We start from the raw sequence: 15,075 nt of genomic DNA on the forward strand, positions 1-15,075 counted from the left end.
TCAGGAAACAAACTCATGTCGCAACTCCGCTCGCTCGGCCGCTCCGGCCTCCTGGTTTCACCGCTTGCCTTCGGCGGCAACGTGTTCGGCTGGACGGCGGACGAGGCCACGTCGTTCCGCCTGCTCGATGCCTGGGTGGACGCGGGGTTCAACTTCATCGACACCGCCGATGTCTATTCGGCCTGGGTGCCGGGCCACACCGGCGGCGAATCCGAGACCATCATCGGCAAGTGGCTCAAGCAAAGCGGCAAGCGCAACCGCGTGGTGCTGGCCACCAAGGTCGGCAAGCCGATGGGCGAAGGCAAGTCGGGCCTCGCGCCGGCCTACATCCGCGAAGCGGTGGAAGCCTCGCTCAAGCGCCTGCAGACGGACTTCATCGACCTGTACCAGTCGCACGACGACGATGCCGCCACCCCGCTCGAAGATTCGCTGCAGGCCTTCGACGAACTGATCAAGGCCGGCAAGGTGCGCGCCATCGGCGCCTCCAACTACAGCGCGCCGCGGCTGGCGGAGGCGCTCGACGTCTCGGAGCGGCTGGGCATTGCGCGCTACGAGAGCCTGCAGCCGCTGTACAACCTCTACGACCGGGCGGTGTTCGAAGACGAACTGGAGCCGCTGTGCCTGAAGCGCGAAGTGGGCGTGATCAATTTCTATGCGCTGGCGGCCGGCTTCCTGACCGGCAAGTACCGCACCGAGGCCGACGCCTCCAAGAGCGCACGCGGCGCCACCACCACCAAGAAGTACCTGAACCCGCGGGGCCTGCGCATTCTCGAGGCGCTCGACAAGGTGGCCCAGCAGTACAACGCCAAGCCGGGCCAGGTGGCCATTGCGTGGCAGATCGCGCGCCCCTCCATCACGGCGCCGATCGCCAGCGCAAGCTCCATCGCCCAATTGGAAGAGTTGGTGGTTGCCACCCAGTTGAAGCTCGACGCCGGCACTATCCAGATGCTGGACCGGGCCAGCGCCGAAACACCGCTGTGAAACTGAGCGTGGTCTAGCCGTCGACCGGATTCAGCGGCGTCGAGAGAATGCGCTGGTAGAAGGCCACGTCGAGCCAGCGGCCGAACTTGAAGCCGGCCTGCCGCACGGTGCCGGCATGCTCGAAACCCAGGCGCTCGTGCAGCCCGATGCTGCCGGCGTTCGCGGCATCGATGGCGCCGACCATGACGTGCACGTCGCGTGCCACGGCTTCGGCAATGATCGCCTCCATGAGCGTGCGGCCGAGGCCCGCACCGCGGTGGCCCGCCTCGACATACACCGAGTGCTCCACCGTGTACTTGTAGGCCGGGAAGGCGCGAAACGTGCCGTAGCTCGCAAAACCCAGCAGCTTGCCGCTGTCGTCTTCCGCACCGACCACGGGAAAACCGTTGGCGCGCTTGGTGGCGAACCACGCCACCATGCTCTCGGGCGTGCGCGGCCTGTAGTCGTAGAGCGCGGTCGAGTTGGCAATGGCCTCGTTGAGGATGGCAAGAATGGCGCCCGCGTGGGCTTCCTCGGTACAGGGGACCAGGCGCATGTTCGTTCCTTTCAGGCTGTCCAATTTCAATCTGTCCAATATAGGAGAATAATAATCTCATATGAGAAACAATTCATCTCCGCCGGCCGAGCCTTCCGGCATCGACTCGCTCATTGCCAGCCGGCTGCTCGCGCTGCGCCAGGCCAAGGCGCTGAGCCTGGCCGAGCTGGCCGAGCTTTCCGGCGTCAGCAAGGCCATGATCTCGAAGGTGGAGCGCGCGGAAAGCAGCCCGACGGCAGTGCTGCTGGGCCGGCTGGCCGCCGGCCTGGGCGTGCCGCTCGCGCAGCTGCTGACGGAGGACAAGGGCTCGCCGCGCCGGCTGCGCACCCGGGCCGAACAGGAGGTCTGGCGCGATCCCGAGGCAGGCTACCTGCGGCGCCAGGTCGCCGAGCGCGGCGCGAGCGGGGGCGTGGAGATGGTCGAGATCGAATTGCCGCGCTCGGCGCAGGTCGCCTATCCGCGCTGGAGCGGCACGCCATACCGGCAGTGCCTGTGGATGCTCGAAGGCGCACTGCGGGTGGACTATGGCGACGAGCGCTTCGAACTCGCATCCGGCGACTGCCTGGATTTCGGCGTCGACCGCCCGCTGGTCTTCAAGGCGCTCGGGCGCGCGGGCTGCCGCTACCTGCTGGTCGCCTCCCCGGCATAGCCGCGCGAAAGTAGTAGGCAAGTTCCCACAGCGACTGGAGACACCGGCCTGTGCCCGCCGGGGGACCGCCCGGGATACTGCAAGGCATCCAAAGCTTCCGGGGGAACAAGCATGTCCTTTGCGCTCTACATGATCGGTTTTCTGATCTTCCTCGCCGGCGTTGCCTGGGGCGCCTCGGTGGCCGGCGTACCGACGCTCTACATCGGCATCGGTGCGCTGATCATCCTGGGCATCGGCATCTTCAGCGCGGTGGCCCGCACGCGCAGCAAAGACCCTTCCTGATTCGAGCCAGCCGCGCCCCGATCCAGGGGCCGGCGGCCCTGCGTCAGGCGCTGCGCTGCCGCATGGCCTCGTAGAGGCACACGCCGCTGGCCACGGAAACGTTCAGGCTCTCGACCGCGCCCGCCATGGGAATGCTCACGAGTTCGTCGCAGGTCTTGCGGGTGAGCTGGCGCATGCCCTCGCCTTCGGCACCGAGCACCAGCGCCAGGGGCCGCTTGAGATCGCTCTGGTAGAGGGTGCCGGGCGCATCGTCGCTGGTGCCGACGCACCAGATGCTGCGCTCCTTGAGTTCGTTCAGCGTGCGCGCCAGGTTGGTCACCATGAAGTAGGGCACCGTCTCGGCCGCGCCGCTCGCCACCTTGGCGACGGTGGCGTTGATGCCGGCCGCATGGTCCTTGGGCGCGATCACCGCATGGGCCCCGGCGCCGTCGGCCACGCGCAGGCAGGCGCCCAGATTGTGCGGATCGGTCACGCCGTCGAGCACCAGCAGGAGCGGCACGGTGCCGGCCTCCTCGAGGCCTTCGAGCAGCTCGTCGAGCGAACGGATCTGCGCAATGGGCTCGACCCGTGCGACCACGCCCTGGTGGCCATGGCTGCCGCTGAGCTTGGCCAGCCGCAGCCCGTCGGCCTCGACCAGCCGCACGCCGGCTTCTTGCGCGCGTGCGATGAACTGTTTCATGCGCGCATCGCGCCGGCTGGTGTCGAACATCACTTCGAGCACCGATTTCGGTGCGGTCTTGATGCGCACGCCCACGGCATGGAAGCCGAAGATCACTTTGGGGGAAGACATCCCCCGATTATCGAGGTCTGTGCGCCCCGTCCTTCAGGCAATCGGCAATCCGCTGTGCGCGCGGGTGCGTTCGTCGTGCAGCTCCTGCACGGCCAGCGCATTCGGATGCACCCGTGCGCTGTTGCCGGCGCTTTCCAGGTACTGGCAGGCGGCATGGCCTTCGGCGGCCTTTTCGTAGCGCGCGACCCAGGCATCTCGCAGCGGCAGCTTCTCGGGCGACACGGGCCACACGCCCGGCCGCGGCCGCAGGTGCTCGCCGATGCCGATGCGCCAGGGCTTGGCGCTCAGGCGGGCGCGAAAGCAGTTCTGGTTGCGGCACATGCGCGCATAGACCTTGTCGACACCCAGCGCATGGAAGCAGTCGGCCACCGCCATGTCGGCCGGGCTGAAGACGTCGTGCATCGCCAGCACCCGGAGGCCGGCCGGCGTGCGGTAGATGCGCAGGTGCCAGTCGGGGTGCTGGTGGACGAAGCGCCCGATGCGCTCGGCCGCGCGCTTCTCGGGCGCGGGGTTGCCGCTGGCCTCGCCGCGCTTCCTGGCCAAGCCGATGCGGTAGGCGACGGCAAAGACCACGATGGCCGCGATCAGCCCGCCCAGCCAGGTCCTGGCGGTCCAGCCGCCGACGATGCCCGCGATCAACGCAGGCACCAGCGCAAAGCCGAACACGCTGCCGCGCAGGGGTTCGTCGAAATCGATGTCGACGAACAGCACGTCGGGCGTGTTGAGGCAGCGCGCGCCGTAGCTGTTGCGGGTGATGACGGTATCGCCCTGCCGCTCGACGATCTCTTCTCGGATGGGCACGCCTTCGGCCCCGTTGTAGGCCAGCTTGCGCTCGCGGCGGTTGAGCTGTTCGCCCGCGGCGATGCGCTCGAACGCCTCTCGCGTGCGCTGGTCGGCGTGCGCCTGCGCGGCGACCGGGCTCTCGTCGGACCAGCCGTAGCGCCGCACCGTGATCTGCTTGCCGGCGACGTGTTCCTGGATGCGGCCTTCGGCCCAGAACTGGGGAACGATCATGCCTGCAGCGAAGCCACCAGCACCGGCGTCGACTCGTTGAGCGCCATGCGCCCCGCCTCGATGGTGATGCGGCGCTCGCACTGGGCCGCAATGCCGCGATCGTGGGTGACCAGCACGAGCGTGGTGCCGAGTTCGCGGTTGAGGTCGAACATCAGCCGCATGACCTGCTCGCCGGTCGCGAAGTCGAGGCTGCCGGTGGGCTCGTCGGCCAGAAGCAGGGCCGGCTGCACCACGAAGGCCCTGGCCAGCGCCACGCGCTGCTGCTCGCCGCCCGAAAGCACCTTGGGATAGTGGCCAAGCCGCTGGCCGAGGCCGACGCGCCCGAGCATCTCGGTGGCGGCCTTGCGCGCGTCCTTGCGGTCGGCCAGTTCGAGCGGCAGCATCACGTTCTCGAGCGCGCTCAGGTTGCCCAGCAGCTGGAAGCTCTGGAACACGAAGCCCACGCGCTGGGCGCGCAGCGCGGCGCGCTCGTCCTCGTCGATGGCGAAAATGTCGTCGCCCGCGAGCTTGACGGTGCCGCGCGTGGGCGTGTCGAGCCCGGCAATGATCGACAGCAAGGTGCTCTTGCCCGAACCCGAGGCACCGACGATGGCGGCGGTTTCCCGCGCGCCCAGGGTGAAATCGATGTTCTGCAAAATGTCGAGCGTACCGGTCGAGTCGGTCACGGACTTGAACACATGCTCGACAGCGACAATGGCATCAGACGGGGGTTGGGACATGGAAAGGCTTTTCGTTTTGAAACGACGTGACTTTATCTTGAGCGCTGCCGCACTTGGCAGCGCAGGGGCATGGACGGCGGGCCACGCCCAGACCGCACAGGCCGCGGCGCCTCGCAAGCCCGTGATCCTGGTGCTTGGCGATTCGCTGAGCGCCGAATACGGCCTGAAGCGCGGCGAAGGCTGGGTGCCCCTGCTCGAGAAGCGGCTCGCCCAGCAGAAAATCCCGGCCGCGGTGGTCAATGCCAGCATCAGCGGCGACACCAGTTCGGGTGGACGCGCCCGCTTTGCCTCGCTGCTGGCGCAGCACAAGCCCAGCCACGTGGTGGTCGAGCTGGGCGCCAACGATGCGCTGCGCGGCCTGCCGCTGCAGAACACCGAGGAAAACCTGCTGCAGATCACCAAGGCGGCGCAGGCGGCCGGCGCCAAGGTGCTGATCGTCGGCATCCAGGTGCCGCCCAATTACGGCGGCGACTACACGCGGCGCTTCGAGGCCGTGTTCGGCAAGGTGGCCAGCACCACCAAGGCGGCGCTGGTGCCCTTCCTGCTCAAGGGCGTGGCCGACGCGCCCGACGCGCTTGCGCTGTTCCAGGCCGACCGCATCCATCCCACGGCCGCCGCGCAGCCGCAACTGCTCGACAACGTCTGGCCGGAGCTGCGCAAGCTGCTCGCGGCCAAGTAGGCCTGCCGAAACAAAAAAGCCGCTCCAGGCCCGAGGGCCCGCAGCGGCTTTTTTGTCGAGAGCCTTGATTTGGGATCAGCCGTTCTTGGTCGGCAGATCGGGAACCGTCGGCGGATCGCGTTCGAGCGAGGCCACGTCGGTTTCCGGGTCACCCGGGGCCAGGCCTTCGCTGCTCGGGGAGAGCTTGCGATTGGCCTTTTCGCGGAGCTTCTCTTCCTTTTTCTTCTTCTTGGCCAGCTCCTTCTGGCGCTTTTCGTAGCCGTAATTGGGTGTTGCCACTGTTCTCTCCTTGAACGAGGCAGTCAAAGCGACTGCGTGTCATCCAACTGTAAGCGATAACGGTGCACCCGCAGCCGGTGGAGCGGCCGGGCCCTGCGGCCAGAAAACTTCTCTTACATCCGCGCGAGCGCCTGCTGCAGGTCGGCCCGCAGGTCTTCCACGTCTTCCAGTCCGACCGAGAAGCGCACCAGCGTGCCCTTGTGGGGCCACCGCGCCACGCTCGCGTCGCGCATCAGGCCGATATCGTAGGGCACCACCAGGCTCACCGGGCCGCCCCACGAATAGCCGAGGCGGAACAGGTTCAGGCTGTCGCAGAAGCGGTCGACCTGCTCGGTGCTGAAGCTTTCGTCGAACACGACCGAGAACAGGCCCGCGGCCAGGTCCGTGCCGCCGCACAGCGCACGCCAGTTGGCATGGCCAGGCGATCCTTCGAGCGCCGGATGGAGCACCTGCGCGATCTCTTCGCGGCCGGCAAGCCAGCGCGCCAGCTCGCGCGCCGAACGGTCGTGCGCGGCATAGCGCAGCCCGATGCTCGGCAGCGACCGCAGCAGCGTTTCCACGTCGCCGACGCCGACGCCGAAACCCGTGCGCATGTGCGTGAGCTTGAGCGCGCGGTGCAGCCGCTCGTCGCGCGTGACGACGCTGCCCATCAGCACGTCGCCGCCGCCGCTCGGATATTTGGTGAGCGCGTGCACCGAGATGTCGACGCCCTGGCCGCCGCCGTTGAAGTCGAAGGGCGCGAACGCCAGGCCCGCGCCCCAGGTGTTGTCCAGCGCCGTCACCACGCCGCGCGCGCGGCAGGCTTTCACGAGCGCCGGCAGGTCCGGAAACTCCATCGTCACCGAGCCCGCCGCCTCGAGCCAGACCAGCCGCGTGCGGTCCGAGAGCTTGGCGGCCAGGTCGGCGGGATTCATCGCGTCGTACAGGCGGTGCGTGATGCCGAAGTTGGCCAGCTCGCCAGTCGCCAGCGCCTTGTTGGGGCCGTAGGCGTTGTCGGGAATCAGCACCTCGTCGCCGCTCTTCAGGAAGGCAAAGGAAACCAGCGAAATGGCGGCCAGGCCGCTCGGCACCAGCAGGCACTCGGTGCCGCCCTCGAGCGTGGCCAGGCGCTCCTCGAGCGTGAAGGTGGTCGGCGTGCCGTGCAGGCCGTAGGTGTAGCCGGCCTTGGTCTTCCAGTCGCGCGCGCGCATCGCTGCCACGTCGGCAAAGAACACGGTCGAGGCCTTGTAGATGCCAGGCTGCGGCGCGGCGAAGTTGGCGGGCGGCGTGTAGGGGTGGTGGATCAGGGTCGTGGAAGGCTTGCTCATGGCCCGATGCTAGCGCGGCAATCCGCCGCACAATGCGCCGATGGGCAACAGCCGGTTTTTCTCCAGGGCCGCGGCATGCCGCAGCTGACAAGACTCCCCGCCCCCTGCCTGCGTACCTACGTGCGGCTGATGTGGGCCTCGGCCCCCGCGGGCGCGGCCGCCGGGCAGCCGGGCGCGCGCGAACATGTGCTGCCCACCGGGGGCATGCACCTGGTGTTCCGGCTCTCGGGTCCGCCGCTGAAGCTGTTCGGCGGCCCGGGCGACGTGCGCGGCCAGACCTGCGGCCATGCGATCGTCGGCGGTGCGCGTGCCGCCTCCTACATGCGCGACGTTTCGGTGGCCACGCGCTCCGTCGGCGCGCAACTCCAGCCCGGGGCCGCCCGCGCGCTGCTCGGCGCGCCCGAAGACGTGCTGGCCGGCCAGCACACGCCGCTCGATGCGCTGTGGGGTGCGCAGCAGGCCCATGCCGCGCTCGAACGGATCCATGCGGCGGGCAGCCTCGAGGCGCAGCTGGCCGTCTTCGAAGCCTTGCTCGCCCGGCGCGCCATCGATTCGCAGAGCGCCGGCCTGCGCGGCCTGCACCCGGCCATTGCCGCAGCGCTCGGTCCGCTCGCGCGAGAGAACCCGCCGATCGCCGCGCTGGTGGCACGCAGCGGCTACAGCCACCGCCGCTTCATCGCTCTTTTTCGCAGCGGCATCGGCCTCGGTCCGAAGGAATATGGTCGCGTGATGCGTTTCGATCGCGCGCTGGCGCTGGCCGGCGACCCGGGGCAAAGCTGGGCCGACATCGCGCTCGCCGCGGGCTACAGCGACCAGGCGCACCTGAGCCGCGAGTTCTCGGCGCTGGCGGGCGTGTCGCCACAGGCCTGGCGGCAGTCCGGGGCCGTGTCGCCTCGGCATGTGCCGGCGGCCACGGGTCAAATTCCTTCAAGACGCTAGCGGTGCGGCGCCGCAGAATCGGCGCCAGGACATGGCTTCCTTCCTCTCGAAAGACGACCCTCATGGCAATCCACGAACTGTTTCCGTATCTCTGCGTCGACGATGCCGGCGCGGCCATCGACTTCTATTGCAAGGTCTTCGAAGTCAAGGAGATCTTCCGGCTCACCGAGCCGAGCGGCCGCATCGGCCATGCGGAACTCGACTTCCACAACGGCGCGATCCTGATGATCTCGGACGAGTTCGCCGAATACAACATCCGCAGCGCCAGGACGCTGGGCGGCACCGCGGTGACGCTGCACCTGCACGTGGACGATGCCGACGCCGTGGTGGCGCGTGCCGTGGCAGCCGGCGCCACGCTCGACATGGCGCCGCAGGACCAGTTCTACGGCGAGCGATCGGGCGTGTTCCGCGATCCCTTCGGCCATCGCTGGAACGTGGGCCACAGCATCGAGAAGCTGACGCCGGAAGAAATGCAGCGGCGCTATACCGCGATGTTCGATTCCGAAGGCGCCTAGGCGGCCGTCCGGAATATCAGCCCGCGGGCTTCGAGACTTGCCCGCGCACCGGCAGGCGCCGAGGCTCGCCCCTTCTCTTCGCCGCACCGACTTCCTTCGAGATGGACGAGACCACGGTGGCCCATTCCTCCGGACTGAGCAGCAGTGCCGTATGCGAATGCAACAGCGTGTCTTCCTTGTCCAGATGCGCGGACATCAAGTGCCGGTGCTGCTGCAGCAGCGCGTCGGCCGCCGCGGCCGCGCCCGTGTCGCCGGATCCGGCGCGCTCCAGGAGGAGCTTTGACTGTGCAAGGAGGCCGCTGCAGCGCTCGCTCTCCGAATCGAGCTGGTCGAGAAGCCCGTCGGCCTCGCTCGACCTGCCGCGCAGCATGTTCAGCATGACAACGCCCTTGGGACGGTGCGTTGTTTCTTCGAAGGCCTGAAGGCGCTCGATGACGTCGATGGCAGCCCTTGCCCGTTGCCGGACGCTCGCCTCAACCCCCGCCTTCATCGCCGTTTCGAGGCGGGCCAGCAACTCCCGGGTGCGAACGTGCTCGGCGCGCAAGATGGCCCACGCGCATTCAGCCGCCAACATGCTTCACTCCTTCGGAGCCGCGAACGGCCCCAAGCCTTGCCTGTGAACCTAAGCCTTTAACGCTATGGTTCTACGCCGTTGCGGCGGCCGCTGCAAGCCGCGCCGGCGCATATGCGCGCTGCACCTACAGCGCGGCGGCCCGAATGCCGATGAGGCGCTGCCGCAGGCGCAGCGAGGTCAGACCGACCACTTCTCCAGCAGCTTCTCGGCGCCGAGCGAGTCGTAGCCTTCGAAGGGCTGATGGATCCACGGGTTGGTCGGCAGGTACTCGACCGAGTAGTCGGGCGTGAAGGTGGAGAGCGCCTTGGTCCAGATCACCGCGCTGCGCAGTTCGGTGATCGGCTTGTAGTTGTTGCGCAGCATGTCCATCACCGCATGCAGCGTGTGGCCCGAGTCGGCCAGGTCGTCCACCAGCAGCACCCTGCCGGCGATCTCGCCCTTGGGCGTGGTGATGAAGCGCGCGATGTCCAGGTGCCCTTGCACCGTGCCGGCGTCGGCCCGGTACGAGCTGGTCGACATGATCGCCAGCGGCTTGTCGAAGATGCGCGAAAGCACATCGCCCGGCCGCATGCCGCCGCGCGCGAGGCACAGGATGGTGTCGAAGTGCCAGCCCGACTGGTGGATCTTGATCGCGAGCTTCTCGATCAGGTTGTTGTACTCGTCGTAGCTGACGTAGAGATGCTTGCCGTCTTCGGTCAACATGGTGGGGGTTCGCTCCTGTTCAGTCCGCGAGATAGGGGTGGCGCATCATGATCGTGTGGTCGCGATCAGGGCTCGTGGAAACCATGTGGATCGGCACGCCGGTGATCTGCTCGATGCGCTGCAGATAGAGCCGTGCGTTCACGGGCAGCTTGTCGTACTGCGTGACGCCGACGGTGCTCTCGCTCCAGCCTTCGAGGGTCTCGTAGATGGGCGTGCAGCGCTCGATCTCGTCGGCGCCCATGGGCAGGATGTCGGTGATCTCGCCATCGAGCTCGTAGCCGGTGCACAGCTCGAGCTTCTCGAGCCCGTCGAGCACGTCGAGCTTGGTGATGCACAGGCCCGACAGGCCGTTGACCTGCGCCGAGCGCTTGAGCAGCGCGGCATCGAACCAGCCGCAGCGGCGGCTGCGGCCCGTGGTGACGCCCTTTTCGGCGCCCACGGTGCTCATGTGGTAGCCCGGCGTGCCCGGCGTGCCCCAGTCGAGTTCCGTCGGGAACGGACCGCCGCCCACGCGCGTGCAATAGGCCTTGGTGATGCCCAGGATGTAGTGCAGCATGCCCGGGCCCACGCCCGAGCCCGCAGCGGCATTGCCGGCCACGCAGTTGCTCGAGGTGACGTAGGGGTAGGTGCCGTGGTCGACGTCGAGCAGCGTGCCCTGCGCGCCTTCGAACAGCAGGTTGGCGCCGGCCTTGTGCGCGTCGTTCAGCTCGCGCGACACGTCGGCCATCATCGGCTTGAGCAGTACGGCATGGCGCATCGCCTCGTCGAACACCAGGTCGAAGTCGATGGCAGGAGCGCCGAGCACCTGCGTCAGCACATGGTTGTGCAGGTCGAGCAGCACGCGCAGCTTGGTCGCAAAACGCTCCGGGTGCTTCAGGTCCTGCACGCGCAGCGCACGGCGCGCGATCTTGTCTTCGTAGGCCGGGCCGATGCCGCGGCCGGTGGTGCCGATCTTCTCGACGCCGCCCTTTTCGCGATACGTTTCCCGCGCGATGTCGAGCGCCGCGTGGAAAGGCAGGATCAGCGGGCAGGCCTCGCTGATGCGCAGGCGCGAACGCACTTCGACGCCGGCCTTCTCGAGCCCTTCGATTTCCTCGAACAGCTTGGCAGCCGAAAGCACCACGCCATTGCCGATGTAGCACTTGACGCCGGGCCGCATGATCCCGCTGGGAATGAGGTGCAACGCAGTCTTCACGCCGTTGATGACCAGCGTGTGGCCCGCGTTGTGGCCGCCCTGGAAGCGGACCACGCCCTGGGCGCTTTCCGTCAGCCAGTCGACCAGCTTGCCTTTGCCTTCATCGCCCCATTGGGTGCCGACGACGACCACGTTTCTTCCGGTGGTTACGCTCATGCTCGTTCCATTACTTCAAAAATTCAGATGGCTCGGACTTGCCACTGCCCTGCGTGCTCGACGAGCTCGCGGTCGCAATGGAATTCATCGATCTCGCTGCCGTGGCCCGGCAGTGCGCAGACCACGATCTCGCCGGCCCTGCGCAGCCCGGCAATGGCATCTCGCAGGCCGGCCGCGTCGCTCCAGGGCGCGCGGATGGCGGCACGCAGCGGACGCGCCGGCAGCACGCCGACCAGTTCGCGCACGTCGAGGCTGAAGCCGACCGCCGGCCGGTTGCGGCCGAACACGGCGCCGACTTCGTCATAGCGCCCGCCGCGCACCAGCGCATCGGCCGCGCCCGGCACGTAGATACCGAAGCGCATGCCGCTGTAGTAGGCATAGCCGCGCAGGTCGGCCAGGTCGAAGCTGATCTGCCGCGCCGGATCTGCGCCGAGGCTTGCGGCCAGTTGCTTCAATCCGGCCAGCGCCGCGCTCACGGCCGGCGTGCCCTTGAGGGCCTTGGCGGCCTCGTCGAGCACCGCCGCATCGCCATACAGCTGGACCAGCGCGCGCAGGCCGTCGCGCGACGACGCCGGAAAGTTGCGCGTCAGCGCATGCAGCTCGCTCGCGTCCTTGGCAACCAGCGCCGCGTGCACGCGCGCCAGCATGGCGGCGTCGACCGGCACGCCCGCAAACAGCGCCCGCACGATGCGCGCATCCGCCAGGTCGACGATCACGCCGTCCTTCAGGCCCGACGCATGCAGGCAATCGAGCGCCAGCAGCAGCACTTCGGTGTCGGCCTCGAGGCCCGCATGGCCATAGATTTCGGCCCCGAACTGCAACGGCTCGCGCGTGGCGTGCGGCCTGTCGGGGCGGGTGTGCAGCACCGGCCCGCAGTAGCACAGCCGTGCCACGCCTTCGCGGTTCAGCAGGTGGGCGTCGATGCGTGCCACCTGGGGCGTGGTGTCGGCCCGCAGGCCCATGCTGCGGCCGGAGAGTTGGTCGACCAGCTTGAAGGTTTGGAGGTCGAGCGCCTCGCCGGTGCCGGACAGCAGCGACTCGAGGTGCTCGAGCAGCGGCGGCATTACCAGCTCGTAGCCATAGCCACGGGCGGTATCGAGCAGCTGGCGTCGAAGTTCTTCGATGTGGCGCGCCTCGGAAGGCAGCACATCGGCAATGTGATCCGGGAGGACCCAGGCGGACATGGGGATCGGGGGCGTGGTTAAACCGGGATTCTACCGGGCCGCGCTACCCCAGCAGCCAAAGAAGGGCCAAACCCAGCAAGATGCTGCAGAGTCCGAAGAAGCGCAGCTGGCCGTCGCGCAGCTGCATGAGCTGCCCGAAACCGCGCCGCCACCCGCCCGGCGAGACGAAAGGCAGGATGCCCTCGATCACCAGGACGAGCGCCAGCGCACTCCAGAAGATCTCGGCGCTCACGGGCGGCCCGGCGCCGGATCAGCGGCGTGGAGGAGCGTTGCCTGCGGGCGTGCCGGCGCTCTGCATGGCGCGGAAGAAGTCCGACGACGGGTCGAGCACCATCACGTCGCTCTTCTTGTTGAAGCTTTGCTTGTAGGCGTCCAGGCTGCGGTAGAACTGCGCAAACTGCGGATCGCGGCCGAAGGCCTCGCTGTAGGCAGCGGCGGCCTGGGCATCGCCCTCGCCCTTGATCTTCTGGGCATCGCGGTAGGCGTTCGCCACGATCACTTCGCGCTGGCGGTCGGCGTCGGCGCGGATCTTTTCACCTTCCGCAAAGCCGGTCGAACGCAATTCATTGGCCACGCGCTTGCGCTCCGCCTCCATCCGGCGATAGACCGATTCGGTGATGGCTTCCACATAGTCGACACGCGTGATGCGCACGTCGATGACGTCAACGCCCCAGGGCTTGGCACCCTTCACCACGGCCAGCACCTCGCGCTGCACGTCGGCCATCAGCGCCTCGCGGCGCACCGAGATCAGGTCGCGCACGGTGCGCTTGTTGATGTTTTCCTGGAAGGCGTTGCGCACCACGCGGTTGAGCTGCATGGCACCCGCGTTTTCGTCGAGACCCACGTTGCGGATGTAGGCCTGCGGATCGGTGATGCGCCAGCGCACGTACCAATCGATCACCACGCGCTGCTTCTCGGCCGTGAGCATGGGCTCGGTGTCGAGGCTGGAGAGCGTGAGCAGCCGCTTGTCGATGTACGACACGTTCTGGAACGGCGGCGGCAGCTTGAAGTTCAGGCCGGGCTCGGTGATGACCTGCTTGATCTGGCCGAGGGCATACACCACGCCGAACTGGCGCTGGTCGACGACGAAGAGCGTCGAGCTCAGCAGCACCAGCAGCACGAGGATCGACGAAGCGATGAATCCGATTCTGTTCATGTTCTTACTGGCCTTTTCAACGCACGTCGCGATCGCGCGAACGGCCATCGCGGGCGCGGCTTTCGCTCGATGGCGGCGCCACCGGAATCACCGACGACTGGGCTGGCGCGGTACCCGCCACGCTGGGACTGGCCGCATCGACCGGCGTTGCGGCCGGATTGTTGCCGCTCAGCTGCATGAGCTTGTCCAGCGGCAGGTACAGCAGGTTGGAGCCTTGCTTGGTATCGACCAGCACCTTGGTGGTGCTGGCGTAGATCTGCTGCATGGCGTCGGTATACATGCGGTCGCGCGTCACCTGCGGCGCCTTCTGGTACTCGGCCAGCACCGCACCAAAGCGCCCGGCATCACCTTGCGCCTGCGCAACGATGCGCGCCTTGTAGGCCTCGGACTCTTCCTTGAGGCGCGACGAAGTACCGGTTGCACGCGGAATCACGTCGTTTGCATAGGCCTGGGCCTCGTTCTTGGCGCGCTCGCGCTCCTGTCCGGCCTTGAGCACATCGTCGAAGGCGGCCTGCACCTGCTCGGGTGGCCGCACGCCGCCTTGCTGCAGGTTGATGCCGACGACCTCGACCCCGACCTTGTAGCGATCGAGGATGGTCTGCATCAACGTACGCACGCGCGGCGCGATCTGGTCGCGCTCCTCGGCAAGGGCCGCGTCCATCTTCATCTTGCCGACCACTTCGCGCACGGCGGTTTCCGCCACCTGCACCACGGTTTCGGTGGGTGATTTGCTTTCGTACAGATAGGCGCGCGCATCGCTCAGGCGGTATTGCACGGCGAACTTGATCTCGACGATGTTCTCGTCTTCGGTCAGCATGGCCGATTCGCGCAGGCCGGTCGAACGCACGATGGCATCGCGGCCGACGTCAGTCGAGCGGATCTGCGTGACCACCACCACTTCGTGGCGCTGGATGGGGTATGGCAGGCGCCAGTTGAAGCCCGCGCCCACGGTCGACTTGTAGCGCCCGAACTGGGTCACCACGGCCTGCTGGCCTTCATTCACGATGAAGAAGCCGGTACCGAGCCAGATGAGAACGGCAACCGCCGCCACCAGTCCGAGGCCGAAGCCGGCATTCTTCATGTCAGGACGGTAGCCGTTGCCGCCGCCGCCGTTGTTGCCGCCGCTGGGGCGATTGCCGCCGCCCTTGCCGCCGAAGAAGCCCCCCAGCTTGCGATTGAGGTCGCGCCAGAGTTCGTCGAGGTCGGGCGGCCCCTGGTTCGGGCCCTGGCCGCGGGGGCGGTTGCCGTTGCCGTTGTTGTTGCCCGAGGGCGGTGGCGTCGGTGCGCCCGGCGGGTCGCCGTCGGGAGGCCGGTTGCCGGTCGGGCGGTCGCCGTTGGACGACGGCTCGTCACCACGGCCCCATCGGCCATCGTTCAGGTTGAACATGCCCAGAAACCCTCTCCACGCTGGCTTTGCAT

The 15,075-nt window shown here is 67.7% G+C and carries 19 protein-coding genes; 6 read left to right on the forward strand and 13 right to left on the reverse strand.

From position 1 onward, the window contains the following. Positions 1-15 precede the first annotated feature (15 nt). On the forward strand, positions 16-981 hold the full coding sequence (locus tag EJO66_RS17550) for an aldo/keto reductase (RefSeq protein ID WP_125965696.1): 966 nt from the start codon (positions 16-18) through the stop codon (positions 979-981). Positions 982-994: 13 nt separating this feature from the next. Here the strand turns inward: EJO66_RS17550 and EJO66_RS17555 are convergent, their stop codons facing one another. Continuing rightward, positions 995-1,516, reverse strand: a complete 522-nt coding sequence (locus EJO66_RS17555) for a GNAT family N-acetyltransferase (RefSeq protein ID WP_124957689.1) — start codon at positions 1,514-1,516, stop codon at positions 995-997. 61 nt (positions 1,517-1,577) lie between these two features. Between EJO66_RS17555 and EJO66_RS17560 the strand changes: the two genes are divergently transcribed. Beyond that, on the forward strand, positions 1,578-2,165 hold the full coding sequence (locus EJO66_RS17560; RefSeq protein WP_124957688.1) for a helix-turn-helix domain-containing protein: 588 nt from the start codon (positions 1,578-1,580) through the stop codon (positions 2,163-2,165). Between the two features lie 111 nt (positions 2,166-2,276). After that, on the forward strand, positions 2,277-2,447 hold the full coding sequence (locus EJO66_RS32580) for a hypothetical protein (RefSeq protein ID WP_021006995.1): 171 nt from the start codon (positions 2,277-2,279) through the stop codon (positions 2,445-2,447). 43 nt (positions 2,448-2,490) lie between these two features. Here EJO66_RS32580 and rlmB read toward each other — a convergent pair whose 3' ends face one another. From rlmB to EJO66_RS17575, 3 genes are read right to left on the reverse strand one after another with little or no spacing between them, the layout of a single operon-like run. Beyond that, positions 2,491-3,237, reverse strand: a complete 747-nt coding sequence (rlmB, locus tag EJO66_RS17565; RefSeq protein WP_124957687.1) for a 23S rRNA (guanosine(2251)-2'-O)-methyltransferase RlmB — start codon at positions 3,235-3,237, stop codon at positions 2,491-2,493. A 33-nt stretch (positions 3,238-3,270) separates the two neighbouring features. Then, positions 3,271-4,251: a hypothetical protein gene (locus tag EJO66_RS17570; RefSeq protein ID WP_124957686.1), complete on the reverse strand. Its 981-nt coding sequence runs from the start codon at positions 4,249-4,251 to the stop codon at positions 3,271-3,273. Further along, entirely contained in the window at positions 4,248-4,970 is a 723-nt protein-coding gene (locus EJO66_RS17575; RefSeq protein WP_124957685.1) for an ABC transporter ATP-binding protein, read from the reverse strand. The genes EJO66_RS17570 and EJO66_RS17575 overlap by 4 nt, the downstream gene beginning before the upstream one ends. Between EJO66_RS17575 and EJO66_RS17580 the strand changes: the two genes are divergently transcribed. Further along, positions 4,969-5,649, forward strand: a complete 681-nt coding sequence (locus EJO66_RS17580; protein ID WP_164547847.1) for an arylesterase — start codon at positions 4,969-4,971, stop codon at positions 5,647-5,649. The genes EJO66_RS17575 and EJO66_RS17580 overlap by 2 nt on opposite strands. Before the next feature lie 75 nt (positions 5,650-5,724). Here the strand turns inward: EJO66_RS17580 and EJO66_RS17585 are convergent, their stop codons facing one another. Then, a complete protein-coding gene (locus EJO66_RS17585; protein ID WP_047785064.1) occupies positions 5,725-5,928 on the reverse strand; it encodes a hypothetical protein in 204 nt (67 codons plus the stop codon). Between the two features lie 113 nt (positions 5,929-6,041). Continuing rightward, positions 6,042-7,235: a PLP-dependent transferase gene (locus tag EJO66_RS17590; protein ID WP_125965697.1), complete on the reverse strand. Its 1,194-nt coding sequence runs from the start codon at positions 7,233-7,235 to the stop codon at positions 6,042-6,044. 75 nt (positions 7,236-7,310) lie between these two features. Between EJO66_RS17590 and EJO66_RS17595 the strand changes: the two genes are divergently transcribed. Together EJO66_RS17595 and EJO66_RS17600 are read left to right on the forward strand one after the other, a co-directional pair. Continuing rightward, the gene (locus EJO66_RS17595; protein WP_124957683.1) at positions 7,311-8,174 is read left to right on the forward strand and encodes a helix-turn-helix domain-containing protein; all 864 of its coding nucleotides are present in this window, start codon (positions 7,311-7,313) and stop codon (positions 8,172-8,174) included. A 62-nt stretch (positions 8,175-8,236) separates the two neighbouring features. Then, positions 8,237-8,689, forward strand: coding sequence for a VOC family protein (locus EJO66_RS17600; RefSeq protein WP_124957682.1), 453 nt, complete (start codon positions 8,237-8,239; stop codon positions 8,687-8,689). Between the two features lie 16 nt (positions 8,690-8,705). On the opposite strand, the gene EJO66_RS17605 is transcribed toward EJO66_RS17600, so the two are convergent. The 7 genes from EJO66_RS17605 to hflK all read right to left on the reverse strand — a co-directional run bounded on the left by EJO66_RS17605 (position 8,706) and on the right by hflK (position 15,043). Next, positions 8,706-9,263 (reverse strand): hemerythrin domain-containing protein, encoded by a 558-nt coding sequence (locus EJO66_RS17605; protein ID WP_125965698.1) that lies wholly within the window; start codon positions 9,261-9,263, stop codon positions 8,706-8,708. Between the two features lie 177 nt (positions 9,264-9,440). Further along, positions 9,441-9,965, reverse strand: a complete 525-nt coding sequence (locus tag EJO66_RS17610) for a phosphoribosyltransferase (protein ID WP_124957680.1) — start codon at positions 9,963-9,965, stop codon at positions 9,441-9,443. A gap of 19 nt (positions 9,966-9,984) precedes the next feature. Beyond that, positions 9,985-11,316 carry an adenylosuccinate synthase gene (locus EJO66_RS17615; protein ID WP_124957679.1) on the reverse strand — a complete coding sequence of 444 codons (1,332 nt, stop codon included), beginning with the start codon at positions 11,314-11,316 and terminating at the stop codon, positions 9,985-9,987. 23 nt (positions 11,317-11,339) lie between these two features. Further along, positions 11,340-12,500, reverse strand: coding sequence for an ATP phosphoribosyltransferase regulatory subunit (locus EJO66_RS17620; RefSeq protein ID WP_124957678.1), 1,161 nt, complete (start codon positions 12,498-12,500; stop codon positions 11,340-11,342). A 43-nt stretch (positions 12,501-12,543) separates the two neighbouring features. Continuing rightward, a complete protein-coding gene (locus EJO66_RS17625) occupies positions 12,544-12,732 on the reverse strand; it encodes a DUF2065 domain-containing protein (RefSeq protein WP_012747315.1) in 189 nt (62 codons plus the stop codon). A gap of 18 nt (positions 12,733-12,750) precedes the next feature. Continuing rightward, positions 12,751-13,656 carry a protease modulator HflC gene (gene hflC, locus EJO66_RS17630; RefSeq protein ID WP_124957676.1) on the reverse strand — a complete coding sequence of 302 codons (906 nt, stop codon included), beginning with the start codon at positions 13,654-13,656 and terminating at the stop codon, positions 12,751-12,753. A 16-nt stretch (positions 13,657-13,672) separates the two neighbouring features. After that, positions 13,673-15,043, reverse strand: coding sequence for an FtsH protease activity modulator HflK (gene hflK, locus EJO66_RS17635; RefSeq protein ID WP_124957675.1), 1,371 nt, complete (start codon positions 15,041-15,043; stop codon positions 13,673-13,675). Positions 15,044-15,075 lie beyond the last annotated feature (32 nt).

Origin of the sequence: Variovorax beijingensis, from assembly GCF_003951285.1 — a bacterium.
GTDB classification, from domain to species: domain Bacteria; phylum Pseudomonadota; class Gammaproteobacteria; order Burkholderiales; family Burkholderiaceae_C; genus Variovorax; species Variovorax beijingensis.

Coding starts and splice junctions, on each gene's coding strand:
- EJO66_RS17550 (WP_125965696.1), top strand. CDS start 16: ATGTCGCAACTCCGCTCGCTCGGCCGCTCCGGCCTCCTGGTTTCACCG.
- EJO66_RS17555 (WP_124957689.1), bottom strand. CDS start 1,516: ATGCGCCTGGTCCCCTGTACCGAGGAAGCCCACGCGGGCGCCATTCTT.
- EJO66_RS17560 (WP_124957688.1), top strand. CDS start 1,578: ATGAGAAACAATTCATCTCCGCCGGCCGAGCCTTCCGGCATCGACTCG.
- EJO66_RS32580 (WP_021006995.1), top strand. CDS start 2,277: ATGTCCTTTGCGCTCTACATGATCGGTTTTCTGATCTTCCTCGCCGGC.
- rlmB (WP_124957687.1), bottom strand. CDS start 3,237: ATGTCTTCCCCCAAAGTGATCTTCGGCTTCCATGCCGTGGGCGTGCGC.
- EJO66_RS17570 (WP_124957686.1), bottom strand. CDS start 4,251: ATGATCGTTCCCCAGTTCTGGGCCGAAGGCCGCATCCAGGAACACGTC.
- EJO66_RS17580 (WP_164547847.1), top strand. CDS start 4,969: ATGGAAAGGCTTTTCGTTTTGAAACGACGTGACTTTATCTTGAGCGCT.
- EJO66_RS17575 (WP_124957685.1), bottom strand. CDS start 4,970: ATGTCCCAACCCCCGTCTGATGCCATTGTCGCTGTCGAGCATGTGTTC.
- EJO66_RS17590 (WP_125965697.1), bottom strand. CDS start 7,235: ATGAGCAAGCCTTCCACGACCCTGATCCACCACCCCTACACGCCGCCC.
- EJO66_RS17595 (WP_124957683.1), top strand. CDS start 7,311: ATGCCGCAGCTGACAAGACTCCCCGCCCCCTGCCTGCGTACCTACGTG.
- EJO66_RS17600 (WP_124957682.1), top strand. CDS start 8,237: ATGGCAATCCACGAACTGTTTCCGTATCTCTGCGTCGACGATGCCGGC.
- EJO66_RS17605 (WP_125965698.1), bottom strand. CDS start 9,263: ATGTTGGCGGCTGAATGCGCGTGGGCCATCTTGCGCGCCGAGCACGTT.
- EJO66_RS17610 (WP_124957680.1), bottom strand. CDS start 9,965: ATGTTGACCGAAGACGGCAAGCATCTCTACGTCAGCTACGACGAGTAC.
- EJO66_RS17615 (WP_124957679.1), bottom strand. CDS start 11,316: ATGAGCGTAACCACCGGAAGAAACGTGGTCGTCGTCGGCACCCAATGG.
- EJO66_RS17620 (WP_124957678.1), bottom strand. CDS start 12,500: ATGTCCGCCTGGGTCCTCCCGGATCACATTGCCGATGTGCTGCCTTCC.
- hflC (WP_124957676.1), bottom strand. CDS start 13,656: ATGAACAGAATCGGATTCATCGCTTCGTCGATCCTCGTGCTGCTGGTG.
- hflK (WP_124957675.1), bottom strand. CDS start 15,043: ATGTTCAACCTGAACGATGGCCGATGGGGCCGTGGTGACGAGCCGTCG.